The organism is Weissella muntiaci (assembly GCF_008107635.1).
Lineage (GTDB): Bacteria > Bacillota > Bacilli > Lactobacillales > Lactobacillaceae > Weissella > Weissella muntiaci.
In genome coordinates this window covers 17,823-35,914 of the sequence record NZ_SDGZ01000010.1, presented here as the reverse complement: position 1 = coordinate 35,914, position 18,092 = coordinate 17,823, and the positions used below count along the sequence as shown (strand labels likewise).

Genomic DNA, 18,092 nt, shown 5'->3' with positions numbered 1-18,092 from the left:
TTTGGCTTGAAAATGTAATCAAAGTGCTTTAATATCAGATTTAACGTTGTGAATTATTTAATTTATATTGGGGTGTAAATATGCAAAAAAAGATGGTTGCAATTGGCTTTATCTTTTCATTGATTTTATCAATGTTTGTTTTTAGTGGCGGGCAAATTAATGCACGCACTTTTGATAATAGTCATGTTACAGATGTTAATATCACTAATGGGAGTGATTTCACTTACAGTCATGGTGTTAAGCTTACATATTCTTTTAATATGGGCTCGGAATCAGTCTCTGCCGGAGATCAGTTGGTAATTGATATTCCCAAAGAGTTCAAAACAACACCGGGAGATAAGTTCTCGGTGTTGGATAATGACGGAAATGAGATTGGAACAGCAACCTTCGGTGAAAATAACCAGTTGATAGTTGTTTTTAATGATTCTGTTGAGGGCAAGACAAATCTAGATGGATATTTGAACTTAGTTTTGAAACTGAATCCAGATGAGGTTACTGACGGAGAGAATACAATCTCTTTTCCAACACAAGACGGAAATAAGGACATCACAATCAATGTTGGATCTTCTGATCGTGACGTAAGTAAAAAGGGAAGCATTGAAACGGACGAAAATGGGAATAAGCGGATTCGTTGGACGATTATCGCTAACCGTAACGAATGGGACATCGAAGATTTGGTTATCAAGGATAGCATGATTGATGATCGTCTGGAGTTGGATATGAGTTCGGTGACTGTATCAACTGGTATGTGGACAAATGATGCAATGAGTTCTTATAAGCGGGTCAAGCAGTTGACGGCGGGTACCGACTATGATTTGGTTGCTGACGGAAGTAACGGTTTCAAGATTAACGTTCCTGGTGCAACTAATGAAATGTATATCGTCGATTTCTATACGGATGTACCGGATCAAAGCCTATTTGACGATGATTCAACCATCTTTAAAAACGAGGCCTCAATGACTTGGAATTATCCAAATGGTGACGGCTCGGATTCTGGAACTGCATCCGGTAAGGTCCCAGTTGCGGTTAATTCAGGTGGTGCAGATGGCTCGAGTAGTTCATCTAGCAGCTCTTCAAGTAGCTCTTCATCAAACAACAGTAGTGCTTCATCAAAAAGTAGCTCGAATGGCTCAAGTAGCCAGTCTTCAAGTAAGCAAGGTAATAATGACACTAATAGTGTCCTCCCTAGTTTAGGTAACTTGAAGGAGCCGTTGTTGGGGCTCGCAGGTATGATAATACTTGTCTCGGCAGCTTTTATCTATAAGAATAAGCATTAGATAAATAATTGAATTAAAAAAGGTCTGATAAGTTAGTGTTGAGGCTAACTTATTAGACCTTTTTAGATTGTATGCGACTAGAGCAAAACGGCCAATGCGGTGCCAATACCACCGAGCAAGACGATTGCAATGGAAATAATAGCCAGATTGCGAATTGTGTGATCTTCTTTTACGTTTTCTTGATGCATTTCTGCTTCGGTTTTAATCTCTTTGGTCATCAGATAACTCCTGTATCAATAATTGATATGATAAACTGCTTATCGTGGTAGGTCTAATACTTATACGAGTGTTTTGGAATGCTTGAAACTACCTTTTACTATAATAACATTGATTAATTGTAATTATACAGCCGACTTATAGTTTGTAAGGTCATTTAGGTCTTGCATACTTAATCCAAGTCCTGTAGAATACAACTTGTTATTCCGAATTAGCTCAGTTGGTAGAGCACCTGACTGTTAATCAGGTTGTCGCCGGTTCGAGCCCGGCATTCGGAGTTATGCGGATGTAGTACAATGGCTAGTGCTCCAGCCTTCCAAGCTGGGAATGCGGGTTCGATTCCCGTCGTCCGCTTAAATTGCAGACAACGTTACGAAAGTGCGTTGTTTTTTTATGCCCAAATTTCAATCTAAAGCTAATTGCCTAGAGGATATGTTATTATATTATACGAGAGTTAAGGTATTTGCCGGATAAATATATTGATATTTTTCGAGGGGAGAGTAGATGATGGAGGAACTTTTTTCTTGGGTTTTGGAACGTAAAGACTATGAAAAGTTACAGCTAAACGATTATTTTTATAGCCGTCCAGAAATAATTGTCCCGGTTAAGACAATTATGAAAGACCTGGACTGGTCACGTTATCGAGTGTTATCTACATATGAGTTATTAAGTAACGATATAAAACAACTCGAACCAACAGCAAAGCATGCGTTTAATTATGATGATGAGCTAAAGGCGGTGGTTGTTGATCACGATGTACGTTTAGATCGACAAATGTTGCAACGGAGGTATTTGGATGCATCAATTGTTTGGCAATATCTTGGTGAAGTAGTGGACGAAAGCATTGCATCCCTCGAGGATTTTGCGCAACGTCATTTGACCTCGATTCCGGTTGTACGGGCCGCCAAGCAGATTGTAGACGAACATCTTGCGCAATTAAATTTGAGAATCTCGAAGGACAACCGAGTTATTGGATCTGAAACAACCATTCGCTCTTTTTATTTTGGCATTGTACGATCAGTAAAAGGTTTGCTGATGATCTCGGCAACCAGTGATCGGTTTGACCAGCAGGTTGATCAAATCTTTCGGAAGGTTACGCAGAAGCTTAGTGGTCGGATGCGTCAAACAAATATCTTGAAATTAAAATTGACTATTTCAATTTGGTTTTTGCGAATTCGGAAGAATAATTTTGCGACGGCCGAAGATGTTACCTATGTTTTTGATGATAAAAATCCGATTGATGAGGATGATTTTCATCAGGCTATTTTAGATGTAGTTGCTGAATTGATTGAAAATGAAAATATGCGTAAAGTTGAGGCACGGTTCTTAACTGCGGCGATTTATGCGACTGGAGTAGTTCCTGGTAATCACGCACGGGTCTTTGATGAAGAGACACAACAAGTGTTAAAAGGAATGAACGATAGTTTAAAGCAGAGTTATCAAGAATTCTTTAAAGTTGCACTCACAACAACGCAAGCAGGTGAATTAGATGACATGTTGTTTGCAACGCACCTGTCAGTTCTATTTTTCCCTTATGCTCGGTTTGTAGCACGGAAGAATCATCAAATCAAGGTGGATTCATTGCCTGTTCAAAGTATATTTGCTGAATTCGCAATGCAAAGGATTATCAGTGATCACGGACTTCCATTAAAGGTGGCAGAAGCAGGTTTATTTAACGATTATTTAGTGAATTTCACTTATCTAATCCCAACGGAGCTGCTGCCAGTTGTGAATGTTGTCTTCGACTTTGCTGATAATCATGGTATGGCCAAGTTACTGTATCAGCGAATTGGAAATATTCAAGGGGTTAATATCAATATTTGCGATTATTTATCTGATCAAACAGACATCTATGTATCAGACCAAATTTTAACTTGGAATCAGGAAGTACCGGCCTTTCTATGGAATGAGTTACCAAGTGATTACGCTTTTTCACAATTTTTAAAGCGTGTCGTGGAAATTACCCGGGATCAGCTTTGACAACTGTTAAGAATAAAAGATCGCTTTTTTTGAAAATAATTTAAAAAAATCTCATGGACGCGTTTAAATGAGTTTAGTACATTGAATAGGTAGATGATTAAACATTTCTATCCGGATATGTAAATGTTATTAAGTGTTCTCTTTGTTGATAGGATTAACGAGTTTTGGGGAAATTTGTAATGAAATCTAACTGCGATCTTTAGGATTGTAGTTTGTTATAAACAAAGACAACGATTCCTGATAAAGGTCGGCTTTGCAAACGGGGGTTTGAAAAGTGAACTTTTAAGGGAAAGGTCAAAGGTTCTTGGGCGTTTTTACGTCAAGGAGCCTTTTTTCTTTTTAGCAATTTAGCAATTTGGGTTACAATAGTAAACGAGATAATTTTCTCGTGAGAATTATGATGGATATGATTGTTTTATGAAGTTGCATTCCGGTGCGGCTCTTGCCAAGGATATGTTTTTAAGGATAACAGAAAGTAAATGCGGTTGATTTGCCCATTAATGGCAATGACGCGGAGGATGCCACTATGTTTAATAACAAAAAGATTGTTCTAATTGTATCGGGCGGAATTGCGGCTTATAAAGCAGCCGTCTTTGCACGATTATTGATGAAGTCTGGTAGCCAGGTCCGGGTTGTTTTAACTAATTCAGCGCGTGAATTTGTGACAGAGAAAACCTTCGCTGGTTTGACGCATGAAGAAGTACTGACAGACTTGTTTGCGAATAATTCGGAGGTAATTCCGCATATTGCTTTGGCCGATTGGGCGGATTATATTTTTGTTGTGCCAGCCACGGCAAACATCATTGCTAAGATTGCACAAGGATTGGCAGATGATGCCGCCTCGACGGTCATAGTGGCTCGGCATACACCGCTGATTATTGCGCCAGCGATGAATGTAAACATGTTCGAGAATCCGGCTGTGCAGCGTAATCTTGCAACTTTGAAGGCAGATGGTGTGATTATTGTTGAACCGACTGAAGGTGCCCTAGCAGAAGGTTATGTTGGTAAAGGGCGTATGCCAGAGCCAGAGGAAATTCTAGCTCGGGCGGAAATAGCTTTATACCAACAGGATGGGCGACTAAAGGGTAAACGTGTCATGATTTCAGCCGGCGGAACAGTCGAGGAAATTGATCCGGTACGTTATATTTCAAATCGTTCATCAGGGAAAATGGGTTATGCATTTGCACAGGCAGCTGCTGAGGCGGGGGCTCAAGTGACATTAATTACGACCAGTCTTCGTTCAGTACCAGCTGGTGTAAATGTTATCCAAGTTGCTTCAGCCAGGGAAATGCAGACGGCGCTGACAGAGCGTTTTGAAGTAACTGATATTGTAGTTATGGCGGCAGCTGTATCTGATTATCGGCTTGCAGAGCCAGCAAGCCAAAAAATGAAGAAGCAGCCCAATCAAGAGCACTTGGTACTCGATTTGGTTGAAAATCCGGATATTCTAGCAGATTTGGGAGCTCAAAAAACGCATCAGTATTTGATTGGTTTTGCCGCTGAGACGGAAGATTTGATTGAGCATGCTCATGAAAAATTAATTAAGAAAAATGTTGACTTGCTATTAGCCAATGACGTTTCAAAGCCTAATGTTGGCTTTGGTCATGATACTAATCAAGTAACGGTGCTCAGCCCGAATGCCGAGCCAATTGTTTTACCACTACAAGACAAATTAGCATTGGCACGTGAGATCTTGAACCAAGTTGCCGATCAAATTGCGGAGGAAGATAAATGATTGCTGTTGGAATTGATAAATTAAGTTTCTTTTCACCAAATCAATATATTGATTTAACTGAACTCGCAAAACGTCGCGACACTGATCCCAATAAATATTTGATTGGAATTGGACAAAGCGAGCAGGCTGTCATTCCAGCAAGTCAAGATGTGATTACCATGGCAGCAAATGCAGCCGATCAACTGCTGACAGAAGCAGATCGTTCAGAAATAAGCATGATCATGTTTGCGACTGAGTCAGGGATTGATAATTCAAAGTCAGGAGCGGTTTATCTACAAACATTACTAGGTATTAATCGTTATGCTCGTACGATTGAGCTCAAGCAAGCGTGCTATGCTGGAACATACGGCTTAATGCAGGCGCGTGATTACGTGGCTTTGAATCCAGGGGCGAAGGTGCTGGTTGTTGCCAGCGATATCGCCCGATATGGACTGGCAACAGCCGGCGAGGTGACGCAAGGTGGCGGTGCAGTGGCGATGTTGGTTACTGAAAACCCCAAGGTTATGACCTTAGAGCGTGATAGTCAATTTATGAGTCAGGATTTAATGGATTTCTGGCGACCTGTATATGCGACGGATGCATTAGTTGATGGTCATTTTTCCCAAGATGTTTATCGAGAATTTTTTAAGGAATTATGGCAGCGTTACCGGGAACAAACTGGACGTACGATTGCGGACTTTCAAGCGTTTGCTTTTCATTTACCATACACAAAGCAAGGTTTGAAAGCCTTGAAAGATATTTTGCCAGAAGCGAATGCAGAACATGCAGAACACTTGTTGGCTGAATTTGAAGCGTCAAGGGTTTTCAATAAGCGAATTGGTAATTTATATACTGGATCACTGTATCTCAGCTTGCTATCGTTGTTGGTAAACTCGGCAACCCTGAAGGCAGGCTATCGAATTGGATTGTTCTCCTATGGCTCAGGGGCTGAGGGTGAGTTCTACTCAGGCCTTGTACAAGCAGAGTTCAAAAAAGGTTTGATTAATGAACAAGTTGAACGATTACTGTCGGAGCGTCGTAAGATGACGATTGAGCAGTATGAGAAAAATTACGGACAGGCACTAAATGGTCCACTTGATCGAGAGATTGATTTTAAAGATGACCCAGCGAAATTCGTTCTAGCTGGGCTGGTTAATCAGCAACGACAATATATAAACCAACAAAATCACGGTGCAGAGTAGGAATATGGTATGATAAACACTGACTTTTTAAGGAGGATCAAGAGTGTGATGCGTAAAGTCAGTTCAATTCTGGTTAAGTGGGGTCATCGTTTTTGGCTTCCGTTGATTTTAACAATCGGAATGCTTGGTGTAGCCCTTACTCTGATTTTGCTTTTGTTGAATCAAGATCAAGTGACAGTGGCGATTCCGAATATTCCAATTCATAAAACAGCTGGGGTAACCGGCGTTTCAGAAGGTGTGCTAAATGAGGGGGAGCATCTGACGATCTTGCAACGCCAGAATGGCTGGTATGAAGTTCGACGTTCAGATGAATCAAAAGGCTGGGTTGCCAGCTGGCTTGTTAATCGGACTAAGCCGATTAATATTACACCGCTTTCGGAAAGCACAATCGTGTTAGACCCCGGCCATGGTGGTTCGGATTCTGGAGCATTGTCGACGGGCGGCAAGGAAGAAAAAGTTTATACATTGCAACTCGCTAAAAAGGTTCAAAGTAGCCTAGAGGCGACAGGCGCTCGGGTGTTGATGACACGTACAAATGATCAGATTGTTTATCTTAGTAAAATCCCATTGGTTGGCGAGAACGCTGATGCTAACGCTGAGATTTCCTTTCACTTCGATTCTTCGCCGGATGCCAACACGGCATCTGGTTTTACGGCATATTATTATCATAAGGATAATGGATCTGACGTTTTGGCTAAATATATCAACGATGCAATGGCACCCAAAATGCCTTTGGAAAATCGGGGTGTCGAATATGCTAATTACCTTGTCCTGCGTGATAATAAGATTCCAGCGATTCTGTTGGAAAATGGCTATATTAATGATGATCATGATTTTAGTTATATCAAAAAGAGTAGCTACCAAGAGACGATCGCTAAGCAGATTACAATTGGTCTGAATAATTACTTTTCTGATTTGCAAAAAAATGCAAAGTAACTTGACCAAGCGGATATAGTAGTCGATAATATACAGAGATATTTGAACCGATAAGGAAGCTAACTTATGGTCGTCAGCACAGCGAATGGGGATTGGTGGAAGCCCATCATGGCGTAAGTGAGGTGACACTTCTTAGGTCGCTGCAAAGCGCGTTCGCCTCGTTACGGCATGAAAGATCCAAAACAAGGTGGTACCGCGCGAAAAGCGCCCTTGATGACAGTTTATCTGTCATTTAGGGCGCTTTTTTGATTGTATTACCACTATTTTGAAAGGGAAAATTATGGCTAAACAAACATTTCAAAAGCCCAAGGGAACAGCCGATTTACTGCCTGGTGATTCAGCAAAGTGGCACTATGTTGAAGAGACAGCACGGTTGCTTTTCTCAGATTATCAATACTCGGAGATTCGAACACCATTGTTCGAAAGTTTTGAAGTATTCTCACGCTCAGCTGGTGATACATCCGATGTTGTAACTAAGGAAATGTATGATTTCTATGACAAGGGCGAGCGGCATATTGCTTTACGACCTGAAGGAACAGCTGGAGTTGTTCGTGCTTTTGTGGAAAGTAAATTATTTGGCCCAGAGCATCAAAAGCCTTACAAGGCGTTCTATATTGGACCGATGTTCCGTTACGAGCGCCCACAAGCAGGCCGGATGCGCCAATTCCATCAAATTGGCGTTGAGGCGTTTGGCTCCGAATCACCAGCTTTGGATGCAGAAGTAATCGCAATGGTTGTTGATTTCTTTCAAACCCTGGGACTCACGAATCTAAAAGTAACTGTAAATTCTTTGGGCGATCAGAGTTCACGTGAGAACTATCGACAAGCGTTGATTGACTATTTGAAGCCACATTATGACGAGTTATCTGCCGATTCACAAGTACGTTTAGAGAACAACCCACTACGGGTTCTTGACTCTAAGGATCCACGAGATCAACAGTTTGTCGCCGATGCGCCATCAATTCTTGATTACCTATCAGAGGATGCACAACAACGTTGGGATCAGCTACAAGTCTTCTTGGATGCCCTTGGGGTTGAGTATGAGATTGATGCAAATGTTGTACGTGGACTAGATTATTATAATCACACGATTTTTGAAGTTATGACACAAAACGAGGCACTTGGCCAAGGTTGGTCGACGATCGCTGGTGGCGGTCGTTATGCCGGGCTCGTGGAAGAATTTGGCGGTCCAGAAATGTCTGGGGTTGGTTTTGGAATTGGACTAGAACGCTTGATGTTGCTGTTGGAGAATACACAAGCACCGTTACCAGAGACGGCACCATTGGATGTTTATGTTGCTAATCAAGGTGCGGGAACCGAAGTTGTTGCCTTACAGATGGTACAGGCAGTTCGAAGCTTTGGTTACTCGGCTGAACGTGATTATCAAGATCGTAAGTTGAAGGGACAGTTTAAGTCCGCTGACCGCTTAAAAGCACAATACATTATTACAATTGGCGAGCAAGAATTGGCAGAGCAGAGTGCCAATTTGAAGAATATGGCAACCGGTAAGCAAATTACAGTTAAATTGGCAGAATTATATACTGATTTACCAAACTTATTGGAAGCTCCGGCATTGGCAGAAAATGAGGCAGAAAAATGAAACGGACGAATTATGCAGGATTGATTGATGAAACATACCTTGATCAAACTGTTACATTGCAGGGTTGGGTACAAAAGCGCCGCGATTTTGGTGGATTGATCTTCGTTGATTTGCGCGATCGTGAAGGATTAGTACAGTTAGCATTTTCCGAAGAGCTTTCATTAAACGCCTTACACGTAGCGGAGAAGATGCGTGCTGAATATGTTGTTGAAATCCAAGGTGTTGTTAAAGAACGAGTGGCTGGTCAAGAAAATAATAAGCTGAAGTCCGGTAAAATTGAAATTCAAGTGACCGAGGCAATTATCTTGGCGGAGGCTCAGACGCCACCATTTGAAATTGATAACGCGGATAATGTGTCTGACGAAATGCGTTTAAAGTATCGTTATCTTGATTTGCGACGTCCTGAAATGCAACAAAATTTGTTGACACGTTCAAAGATCACGGCCGCAACGCACGAATTTTTGGATGCCAATGGCTTCATCGATATTGAGACCCCAATTTTGGCAAAGTCAACGCCTGAGGGTGCACGTGATTACCTCGTGCCTTCGCGCATTTATCCAGGTTCATTTTACGCACTACCTCAATCACCACAGTTGTTCAAGCAACTATTGATGGGAGCAGGTTTTGATCGATATTATCAAGTTGCTCGCGCCTTCCGTGATGAAGACTTACGTGGAGATCGTCAGCCTGAATTTACACAGCTTGACGTTGAAATGTCATTTATGACGCAAGACGAAATTATGGCATTGGTCAATGACTGGGTTAAGGCCATCATGAGTAAGACTGTTGGCTATGATTTGGATGTAACAACGATCCCAACATTGGACTACGCTGACTCAATGCGACGTTTTGGAACTGATAAGCCAGATATGCGCTTCGACATGGAATTGCAAGACCTATCTGACTTAATGGCTGATGCCGAATTTGGCGTTTTTGCTAACGCAATTAAAAATGGTGGACAAGTAAAAGCAATTGTCGTGCCAAGTGCTGCGGATAAGTATTCACGTAAGGATATTGATAAACTTGCTCAATATATTGAACGGTTTGGAGCTAAAGGTCTTGCTTGGTTGAAAGTAACTGATGAAGGCATTACTGGCCCAATTGCGAAGTTCCTTACGGCAAAGGCGGATGCCTTGCTAAGTACAACAGGCGCTACGAGTGGGGATTTGATTCTATTTGCAGCTGATCAAGCAGAAGTGGTAGCGGCAACGCTAGATGCATTACGTCGAATGACCGCTAAAGAGTTAGATTTAATCGACGAGAGTAAATGGGCGTTTGCCTGGGTGGTTAACTGGCCATTATTCGATTATCAAGCAGAAGAGGATCGTTGGATTTCAGCTCATCATCCATTTACGATGCCAAATGAAGAAGATCTACCCCTGCTTGATACAGTTGAAGGTGCTCATCAAGCACATGCACAATCATATGATTTGGTCCTAAACGGCTATGAATTGGGTTCTGGTTCAATTCGTATTCATCGAATGGATGTACAGGAGAAGATGCTGGCGGCGCTTGGCTTCACCAAGGAAGCCGCCCACAACGCCTTTGGATTCTTGTTGGAAGGGATGTCCTATGGCTTCCCTCCAATGGGTGGAATTGCACTTGGTCTTGATCGTTTAGCAATGTTGTTAGCTGGGCGCGATAACATTCGTGAAGTGATTGCTTTCCCAAAGAATTCAAAGGCAACTGAACCCATGACGGAGGCGCCACTACCTGTGGCTCAAGTTCAAGTTGTAGACGAACTTGGCTTAACTGCGCCAGTATATGCAGAGAATTCTGCGCCAAATATGGCAGAGGCATAAAAAAATGGAACGTTTTGATCGGTTTTCTGGTGAACATGAGTATTCAGCGCGGATTGGTGCAGCGATGGTTTATGCCGTTGCGGCATCAGTTGCCTTGAATTATTTCTGGACACCTGGGCATATTTACTCTTCAGGATTCACTGGAATGGCACAGCTGTTAAATACTTTATTTGACCGGCTGGTTGGTTTGACTGTCCCAGTTTATGCAATCTTTTTGATCGTAAATATCCCACTCCTTATTATTTCTTGGTTTAAAATTGGACACCGCTTTACTTTCTTTTCGGGAGTAGCGATCGTTCTAGCATCTGTTTCGATGCGAGTTCTTCATGGACCAGCAGTTCCATGGGTTCAAGATCCATTAGTTGATGCCATCTTTGGTGGCGCTCTGAATGGATTTGGAACAGGTTTAGCCTTGCGTAATGGGTTGTCAACCGGTGGTTTGGATATTATCGGCATTCTAGTTCGACGTTGGACTGGGATGAAGATGGGGGCCGCTAATTTAACTTTTAATTTCTTCATTTTGTTAGGATCAGGACTATTATTTGGACCTGAATTTGCGTTGTACACCGGTATTGGTTTAGTCGTAAATGCTCGTGTGATTGACTTGGTGTATACACGCCAACAAAAATTGCAGGTAATGATTGTAACTGAGAATCGTGAAGCAGTCGTTGATGCGCTGCAAAATAAAATGCGTCGGGGAATTACAATTGTGCACGACGCTGAGGGTGGGTTTAATCATCATAATAAAGAAGTTTTGTTCACCGTTATTTCAGAACATGAACAATATGACCTACAAGATGCAATTCATGCTGCAGATCCAGTAGCGTGGGCCTCAGCTTGGCGAATTGACCGAACCTTTGGACGCTTCTTCGAGCCTAAGTTATAGTCGATTAACAAATTACCTAATTAAATGTCTGAGTTTGAAACGGGTTTCAATAAAAACGTTGACATAGTTAGACATTCTGGTAACATAGTTAGAGGATAAAGTGTGCGACGAATATAGTTGAAAACTAACACGGGAAGGGAGGGTAAACATTATGGCTAAGACAGTTGTTCGTAAGAATGAGTCTCTTGATGATGCTCTCCGTCGTTTCAAACGCGGTGTATCAAAGGATGGTACTTTGCAAGAGTACCGTAAGCGTGAGTATTACATCAAGCCATCTGTCCAACGTAAGTTGAAGGCAGAAGCTGCACGTAAGCGTAAGAACAAGAAGAGCCGCTAAGAGCAGTTCTAGCCGGATTATCGTTTAGGCGATGATCCGGTTTTGTTTTATATCAAGAAAGTGAGAGTGCAAAATGAGTTTATTGGAACAATTAACTGCTGATATGAAAACGGCAATGAAGGCTAAGGATAAGGAAACTTTATCAGTAGTTCGAATGGTAAAGGCATCTTTGTCAAATGAACAAATCAAATTAGGTCATGATTTAACAGCTGATGATGAAATTGCTGTTTTGTCACGTGAAATGAAGCAACGTGTTGAAGAAAAGACTGCTTACGAAGAAGCAGATCGTGGCGATTTGGCAGTTGAGATTCAAAAGCAAATGGACGTTTTAAAGCGTTACTTACCTGAGCAATTATCGGCTGACGAAGTTACTGAAATCGTTAAAGCAACGATTGCCGAAGTTGGAGCAAGTTCAAAGGCTGACCTTGGTAAAGTCATGGGTGCATTGATGCCTAAGGTAAAGGGAAAAGCTGACGGAAAGTTAGTGAGCCAAACAGTCCAATCTTTGCTAAATTAAGCGATATTTACACAGCTCAGGGATTTAAAGTTACCCTTGGTTGTGATACATAAACCAGAATCCGGAAGTCTGCGGTATAATAGAAGGACTAAAGTAGATAAGGGGAAGAACTTTGACAGGATCATTCGAGAAGAAATATACATTTGAAAATGCTGAACAAGAGATAGGATTAGTGGGCGCTCAAGATGCTAATTTACGTTTACTTGAAGAAGGTATGAAAGTGGATGTCACAGTCTTTGGCGATGATTTAACAGTTCGTGGTGCCGAGTCAGCAGTTTTGGCGACGGTTGAAATTGTTCGAGCACTAACCGGTTTAATAAAAAAGGGTATTAAGCTGAATGCAACGGATGTTGTTTCAGCGATGAAGATGAGTGAACGGGGGACGTTGGAATATTTTGACGACCTCTATACGGAAACCTTGTTGCGAGATAATAAAGGGCGTTCAGTACGTGTAAAAAATTACGGACAGCGTAGGTATGTTCAGGCAATCCGCCATAATGACATTACCTTTGGCATTGGACCGGCGGGAACTGGTAAGACTTATTTAGCAGTTGTAATGGCTTTGGCTGCCCTAAAGCGTGGTGACGTTGAACGAATCATTATTACGCGCCCCGCAGTTGAGGCAGGTGAGAGTTTAGGCTTTCTACCGGGCGATCTGAAGGAAAAGGTTGATCCATATTTACGACCAATTTATGACGCATTGAATATGCTGATTGGTTCGGAACATACAGAACGCTTTATGGACCGTGGCACAATTGAAATTGCACCGCTGGCATATATGCGAGGGCGAACATTGGACAATGCCTTCATTATTTTGGATGAGGCCCAAAATACAACGCCACAACAAATGAAAATGTTTTTGACCCGGCTCGGTTTCGGATCACAGATGATCGTAAATGGTGATATCTCACAGATTGATCTGCCAGGTAAGGTGCGATCAGGCCTGATTCAGGCACAGACTATTTTGAAGCAAGTTGACCATATTGAATTTATTGAGTTTGGGGCGGATGATGTTGTGCGACATCCCGTTGTTGGTTCAATTATCAATGCGTACGATGCATATGATTTAGATCAAGAAAGTAAGAAGGAAGCGTAAGATTATGGATTTGGCAATTTATGACCAAACAACAGCGGGTGTTCCCGAAGCACATATCGAGTTAACGAAGAAAGTGCTCGATTTCGCAGGCAAGTATATTGAGTTACCAGATGATACAGAGATGTCTGTTACCTTTGTTAATAATGACGAAATTCAACGATATAATCGAGAATATCGTGGCTTGGACAAGCCAACTGATGTGATTTCTTTTGCCATCGAAGAGGATGGTGATGATTTGCCAATCATTCTGGACGAGGAAATGGCGGCTGATTTAGCCAAGAACATTGGTGATATTATCGTATCAGTTGACAAGATTGCAGAGCAAGCGGTCTATTTAGAGCATTCATATGAACGCGAACTTGGTTTTTTGATTGTGCATGGCTTCCTACACCTAAACGGGTATGATCATATGCGGAGTGAAGAAGATGAACGAGTGCATTTTGCACTGCAAGCAAAGATATTAGATGACTATGGCCTTACAAGATAAAGAACATACGCCACAAATTGAAAAGAACACAAATTTTCTTCAGGCACTAGGACATGCGCTTGAAGGAATCGGGCAGTTATTGGTGCGCGAGCGTAACATGCGCTTTCATTTCTTGGCGGCCATTGTTGTTTTGATTTTTGGTTTAAAAGTCGGACTCGGTCGCTCAGATTGGTTGTGGGTGACTGTGGCAGTGTTTACTGTAATTATGGCGGAATTCGTGAATACGATTGTTGAATCAATCGTGGATTTAATCGTAGGTGACGAATATTATACGTTGGCAAAGGTCGCCAAGGATGTTGCGGCGGGTGCAGTTTTGGCAGCGGTTGGCTTCGCAGTCATTATTGGCGCATTAATCTTTGAGCCATATGTATGGCCGTGGATCAAGATGATATTAACTAGATAAGTTGTGGGGATTCCCAGATTGGATATTAAAGATGAGCGAAGAATTTAAGTCAGGCTTTATTGCCTTAGTTGGACGACCTAACGTAGGTAAGTCAACCTTGTTGAACAAGATGATCGGTGAAAAGATTGCGATCATGTCACCTAAGGCACAAACGACCCGTAATAAAATTCAAGGAATATATACAACTGATGAAGGTCAAATTGTGTTCCTTGACACCCCTGGAATTCATAAGCCCCAAAATTCGTTGGGTGATTTTATGGTGAGAACAGCCATGTCGGCTTTGCATGAAGCTGATGTAGTTTGGTTCATTGTGAATGCTGATCAACGTCGTGGTGCTGGTGATGATTTTATTATTAATCGTCTTCGTGAGACTGAGACACCTGTTAATCTTGTAATCAACAAGATTGACTTAATTCATCCAGAAGAGCTATTAGCAATCATTGCCGATTATTCACAGCAAATGGAATTCAATGATATCTACCCAATTTCAGCACTCAAGGGGGATGGTGTTGATGAACTTTTGGGGAATGCGATGGACGGCTTAGAGGTTGGACCACAGTATTATCCAGCAGACCAAATTACTGATCATCCTGAGCGTTTCATTATGGCAGAGTTAATCCGTGAAAAGGTGTTGTTGCTAACTCGTCAGGAAGTACCACATTCAGTCGCAGTGGTGATTGATAAAATCGAACGTCAAGATGATAAGCACCTGCATGTTCAAGCGACAATTGTTGTAGAGCGGCCAACGCAGAAGAATATTGTGATTGGTAAGCAAGGCTCAATGATTAAAGAAATTGGTACGCGGGCACGCCGAGATATCGAGCGCTTACTTGGTGACAAGATCTTCTTGGAGACTTGGGTCAAGGTTGAGGAACGCTGGCGTGATAAGCCACAGGCTCTGCAAACCTATGGCTATAAAGAAGATTCAGATTTCATTTAAAGATTAGAAACATCCATTACGAGTTAATGGATGTTTTTTTATGCGAAATGAGCATTTGAATTGCACTTATAAATAATAAGTATTATAATAAAAGCGTTGACAGGAATATTTTTGGGAGGAACGAAGGATGACGAACAATCAAGAAATGATTAAGGCTGGGAACGCAATGGTTAAGGTCCTTGAAGCATGGGGCGTTGATCATTTATACGGAATTCCAGGTGGTTCGATTAATTCAACGATGGATGCATTACTTGAAGAAAAAGATCGCATCAAGTACATACAGGTCCGACATGAAGAGGTCGGTGCCATGGCTGCAGCGGCTGATGCCAAGTTGACAGGTAAAATCGGTGTTGCTTTTGGCTCAGCTGGCCCTGGCGGAACTCATCTCCTGAACGGGCTCTATGATGCCCGAGAAGATCACGTACCAGTTTTGGCCTTAGTCGGTCAGTTTGGTACTGGTGGTATGAACATGGATACATTCCAGGAAATGAATGAAAATCCAATTTATGCTGATGTGTCGGTTTATAACGTAACTGTGATGACGGCAGCATCACTACCACATATTATTGATGAAGCCATCCGGCGAGCATATGCCCAAAATGGGGTAGCCGTTGTGCAAATACCAGTTGATTTGCCATGGCAAGAAATTCCGGCTGAAAGTTGGTATGCTTCAGCAAATAGCTTCCAAAAGCCAGTTTATGAACACGTTGACGCAGCCGATGCACAAAAGATGATTGATATCTTAGCAGAGGCTGAACGTCCATTAATCTATTATGGAATTGGTACACGTGGTGCGGGTACTGAATTAGCATCCCTTGCAGAGAAGATGAAGATTCCAATGCTGAGTACTTATCCTGCTAAGGGGATTTTACCAGATCGCCATCCGCACTATCTGGGATCGGCTAACCGAGTCGCGCATAAGCCAGCAAATGATGCACTACCACAAGCTGATGTGATTCTATTCATCGGTAGTAATTATCCGTTCGCAGAGGTCTCAAAGGCCTTTAAGAATGTTAAGAAGTTCCTGCAGATTGATATCAACCCTGCTATGCTGGGAAAGCGTCATCACGCAGACGTGGCCTTGCTGGCAGATGCTAAGCAGGCGTTGATGAAATTGGTTGAGTTGGCACCAACTAAGGAAGTATCACCTTGGTGGCAAGCTAATCTCGCAAACATTCAGAATTGGCATGCTTATTTGGACAAGCTAGAGCATCAGACTAGTGGTGACTTACAAGCTTACCAAGTTTATAATGCTTTGAACGCTATTACGAACGACGAGTCGATCTTCTCTTTGGACGTTGGTGATGTGAATATGTTGGCAAATCGCCACCTATTGCTCAAGCCAACTAATCGTCATTTCACATCAAACCTATTTGCCACCATGGGAGTTGGAATTCCAGGTGCTATCGCTGCCAAGTTGAATTATCCTGATAAGCAAGTCTTCTCGCTATCAGGTGACGGAGGCGCTGCGATGGTTATGCAAGATCTCGTGACGCAGGTTCAGTATGGTTTGCCAATTATCAATGTGGTGTTCTCAAACCAACAGTTTGGTTTCATCAAAGATGAGCAAGAAGATACTAACGCAGGTTATATCGGAGTCGAGTTTAATGATATAAACTTTGCTAAGGTTGCTGATGCGGTTGGCATGCAGGGCTTCCGTGTTCAAAAGATTAGTGAATTAGCAGATGTTTTTGCTAAGGCTAAGGAAATTGCAAAGACACAACCGGTTTTGATTGATGCGCGGATTTCAAATGAGCGACCAATTCCAGTTGAAGCAATGGAGTTAGACTCAGCTCGCTTTGATGCCAAGACGATTGCTGACTTTAAGCAACGCTATGCGGCTGACGATCTACAACCATTTGCCCATTATTTGGATCAATTTGGTGTTGAAAACAGTCAAGCAGAAGCCCAACAGGGTGGCTTCTAATTAAATCGAATTAGTTTGCAAAGGGACACAGCAAAGAGTGTTCCTTTGTTTTTTGTTTTTGTAGCGGATCTTTTTTGCTAAAATAGACTTCTAGGATAAAATTAACAGGTAAAAACTGGAGGCAAGTATGCAAAACGAATGGTGGCAAAGACGGTGGATACTTGGGCTAGGCGTGCTAGGAAGCTTATTAATAATTATATTGCCTTTAGTGGGCGGAATTATCTGGCCCTTGTACAAGCCAGCAACTGCACCAATTGCAATTTTGATGGCACAGGATGCAGATTTTAATATTGGGTTTAAAACGGTTCAACTAATTGGAATGGTCTTGATTTTGATGATGCTTTTGGCATTGCGACAGCTGTATAAGCATGAAGCAAGCTTGAAATTACAACGGGCAACGATGTGGTTGTTTGTTGGCGTGCTGCTATTAGCAGGATTGAATTATCTATTGCCTTTACAAACGGTTGTTGAGGGGGCTGTTTTTAATGTTACGTGGAGCGTCCGTGACATTGTTGCGTTAATGGTTAATCTGTTCTTAGCAGTTGCTTTATGGCGGTATAGTAATGCGGTTGCCAATCATGGGGCTACCTCTCTGGCGAATGTTATGAAATTAATGGCAATCTTATTTTTGCTATTTAATGCACTCGAGTATGGTGTTATTTTACTTAATTGGCCGCTAGTTGGATTGATGGACTTGCTTAGTTATGATAGCTTGATGCTTGGATTCATGTATTTATCATGGTATTACATGCGGCAAGCGGCTTAAATAGAA

17 protein-coding genes and 2 tRNA genes are annotated in these 18,092 nt (G+C 42.0%); 18 read left to right on the top strand and 1 reads right to left on the bottom strand.

What is annotated here, in order from left to right:
* Positions 1–80: 80 nt before the first annotated feature.
* Positions 81–1,277: an Ig-like domain-containing protein gene (locus ESZ50_RS03070; protein WP_148622132.1), complete on the top strand. Its 1,197-nt coding sequence runs from the start codon at positions 81–83 to the stop codon at positions 1,275–1,277.
* Positions 1,278–1,354: 77 nt separating this feature from the next.
* Here ESZ50_RS03070 and ESZ50_RS11625 read toward each other — a convergent pair whose 3' ends face one another.
* Entirely contained in the window at positions 1,355–1,495 is a 141-nt protein-coding gene (locus ESZ50_RS11625; protein ID WP_187387534.1) for a hypothetical protein, read from the bottom strand.
* Positions 1,496–1,698: 203 nt separating this feature from the next.
* Between ESZ50_RS11625 and ESZ50_RS03065 the strand changes: the two genes are divergently transcribed.
* The 17 genes from ESZ50_RS03065 (at position 1,699) to ESZ50_RS02985 (ending at position 18,086) form a co-directional block, all read left to right on the top strand.
* A tRNA-Asn gene (locus tag ESZ50_RS03065) sits at positions 1,699–1,771 on the top strand.
* A 4-nt stretch (positions 1,772–1,775) separates the two neighbouring features.
* A tRNA-Gly gene (locus ESZ50_RS03060) sits at positions 1,776–1,847 on the top strand.
* Between the two features lie 150 nt (positions 1,848–1,997).
* Entirely contained in the window at positions 1,998–3,473 is a 1,476-nt protein-coding gene (locus ESZ50_RS03055; RefSeq protein WP_148622131.1) for a helix-turn-helix domain-containing protein, read from the top strand.
* Between the two features lie 526 nt (positions 3,474–3,999).
* Positions 4,000–5,208, top strand: coding sequence for a bifunctional phosphopantothenoylcysteine decarboxylase/phosphopantothenate--cysteine ligase CoaBC (coaBC, locus tag ESZ50_RS03050; protein WP_148622130.1), 1,209 nt, complete (start codon positions 4,000–4,002; stop codon positions 5,206–5,208).
* Entirely contained in the window at positions 5,205–6,389 is a 1,185-nt protein-coding gene (locus ESZ50_RS03045; RefSeq protein WP_187387533.1) for a hydroxymethylglutaryl-CoA synthase, read from the top strand. Before coaBC ends, ESZ50_RS03045 begins: the two co-directional genes overlap by 4 nt.
* A 48-nt stretch (positions 6,390–6,437) precedes the next feature.
* Complete coding sequence (locus tag ESZ50_RS03040; protein ID WP_187387532.1) at positions 6,438–7,325, top strand: N-acetylmuramoyl-L-alanine amidase family protein; 888 nt, start codon at positions 6,438–6,440, stop codon at positions 7,323–7,325.
* 280 nt (positions 7,326–7,605) lie between these two features.
* Entirely contained in the window at positions 7,606–8,925 is a 1,320-nt protein-coding gene (hisS, locus tag ESZ50_RS03035; protein WP_148622128.1) for a histidine--tRNA ligase, read from the top strand.
* Positions 8,922–10,727 carry an aspartate--tRNA ligase gene (gene aspS, locus ESZ50_RS03030; RefSeq protein WP_148622127.1) on the top strand — a complete coding sequence of 602 codons (1,806 nt, stop codon included), beginning with the start codon at positions 8,922–8,924 and terminating at the stop codon, positions 10,725–10,727. Before hisS ends, aspS begins: the two co-directional genes overlap by 4 nt.
* A 4-nt stretch (positions 10,728–10,731) precedes the next feature.
* Positions 10,732–11,613 carry a YitT family protein gene (locus ESZ50_RS03025; RefSeq protein WP_148622126.1) on the top strand — a complete coding sequence of 294 codons (882 nt, stop codon included), beginning with the start codon at positions 10,732–10,734 and terminating at the stop codon, positions 11,611–11,613.
* 151 nt (positions 11,614–11,764) lie between these two features.
* Complete coding sequence (gene rpsU, locus ESZ50_RS03020) at positions 11,765–11,950, top strand: 30S ribosomal protein S21 (protein ID WP_027698383.1); 186 nt, start codon at positions 11,765–11,767, stop codon at positions 11,948–11,950.
* A gap of 73 nt (positions 11,951–12,023) precedes the next feature.
* Positions 12,024–12,467 (top strand): GatB/YqeY domain-containing protein, encoded by a 444-nt coding sequence (locus ESZ50_RS03015; RefSeq protein ID WP_148622125.1) that lies wholly within the window; start codon positions 12,024–12,026, stop codon positions 12,465–12,467.
* 112 nt (positions 12,468–12,579) lie between these two features.
* Positions 12,580–13,563 (top strand): PhoH family protein, encoded by a 984-nt coding sequence (locus ESZ50_RS03010; RefSeq protein WP_148622124.1) that lies wholly within the window; start codon positions 12,580–12,582, stop codon positions 13,561–13,563.
* A 4-nt stretch (positions 13,564–13,567) separates the two neighbouring features.
* A complete protein-coding gene (ybeY, locus tag ESZ50_RS03005; RefSeq protein WP_148622123.1) occupies positions 13,568–14,050 on the top strand; it encodes an rRNA maturation RNase YbeY in 483 nt (160 codons plus the stop codon).
* Positions 14,034–14,453: a diacylglycerol kinase family protein gene (locus ESZ50_RS03000; protein ID WP_425473109.1), complete on the top strand. Its 420-nt coding sequence runs from the start codon at positions 14,034–14,036 to the stop codon at positions 14,451–14,453. Before ybeY ends, ESZ50_RS03000 begins: the two co-directional genes overlap by 17 nt.
* 31 nt (positions 14,454–14,484) lie before the next feature.
* On the top strand, positions 14,485–15,393 hold the full coding sequence (gene era, locus ESZ50_RS02995; RefSeq protein ID WP_148622121.1) for a GTPase Era: 909 nt from the start codon (positions 14,485–14,487) through the stop codon (positions 15,391–15,393).
* A 127-nt stretch (positions 15,394–15,520) separates the two neighbouring features.
* Positions 15,521–17,320 (top strand): pyruvate oxidase, encoded by a 1,800-nt coding sequence (gene spxB / locus ESZ50_RS02990; protein ID WP_148622120.1) that lies wholly within the window; start codon positions 15,521–15,523, stop codon positions 17,318–17,320.
* A gap of 127 nt (positions 17,321–17,447) precedes the next feature.
* Entirely contained in the window at positions 17,448–18,086 is a 639-nt protein-coding gene (locus ESZ50_RS02985; RefSeq protein WP_148622119.1) for a hypothetical protein, read from the top strand.
* Positions 18,087–18,092 lie beyond the last annotated feature (6 nt).

What these genes read in the sequence shown, in the direction of transcription:
- ESZ50_RS03070 (WP_148622132.1), top strand. Translation starts at nt 81, where the DNA reads ATGCAAAAAAAGATGGTTGCAATTGGCTTTATCTTTTCATTGATTTTA.
- ESZ50_RS11625 (WP_187387534.1), bottom strand. Translation starts at nt 1,495, where the DNA reads ATGACCAAAGAGATTAAAACCGAAGCAGAAATGCATCAAGAAAACGTA.
- ESZ50_RS03055 (WP_148622131.1), top strand. Translation starts at nt 1,998, where the DNA reads ATGATGGAGGAACTTTTTTCTTGGGTTTTGGAACGTAAAGACTATGAA.
- coaBC (WP_148622130.1), top strand. Translation starts at nt 4,000, where the DNA reads ATGTTTAATAACAAAAAGATTGTTCTAATTGTATCGGGCGGAATTGCG.
- ESZ50_RS03045 (WP_187387533.1), top strand. Translation starts at nt 5,205, where the DNA reads ATGATTGCTGTTGGAATTGATAAATTAAGTTTCTTTTCACCAAATCAA.
- ESZ50_RS03040 (WP_187387532.1), top strand. Translation starts at nt 6,438, where the DNA reads ATGCGTAAAGTCAGTTCAATTCTGGTTAAGTGGGGTCATCGTTTTTGG.
- hisS (WP_148622128.1), top strand. Translation starts at nt 7,606, where the DNA reads ATGGCTAAACAAACATTTCAAAAGCCCAAGGGAACAGCCGATTTACTG.
- aspS (WP_148622127.1), top strand. Translation starts at nt 8,922, where the DNA reads ATGAAACGGACGAATTATGCAGGATTGATTGATGAAACATACCTTGAT.
- ESZ50_RS03025 (WP_148622126.1), top strand. Translation starts at nt 10,732, where the DNA reads ATGGAACGTTTTGATCGGTTTTCTGGTGAACATGAGTATTCAGCGCGG.
- rpsU (WP_027698383.1), top strand. Translation starts at nt 11,765, where the DNA reads ATGGCTAAGACAGTTGTTCGTAAGAATGAGTCTCTTGATGATGCTCTC.
- ESZ50_RS03015 (WP_148622125.1), top strand. Translation starts at nt 12,024, where the DNA reads ATGAGTTTATTGGAACAATTAACTGCTGATATGAAAACGGCAATGAAG.
- ybeY (WP_148622123.1), top strand. Translation starts at nt 13,568, where the DNA reads ATGGATTTGGCAATTTATGACCAAACAACAGCGGGTGTTCCCGAAGCA.
- ESZ50_RS03000 (WP_425473109.1), top strand. Translation starts at nt 14,034, where the DNA reads ATGGCCTTACAAGATAAAGAACATACGCCACAAATTGAAAAGAACACA.
- era (WP_148622121.1), top strand. Translation starts at nt 14,485, where the DNA reads ATGAGCGAAGAATTTAAGTCAGGCTTTATTGCCTTAGTTGGACGACCT.
- spxB (WP_148622120.1), top strand. Translation starts at nt 15,521, where the DNA reads ATGACGAACAATCAAGAAATGATTAAGGCTGGGAACGCAATGGTTAAG.
- ESZ50_RS02985 (WP_148622119.1), top strand. Translation starts at nt 17,448, where the DNA reads ATGCAAAACGAATGGTGGCAAAGACGGTGGATACTTGGGCTAGGCGTG.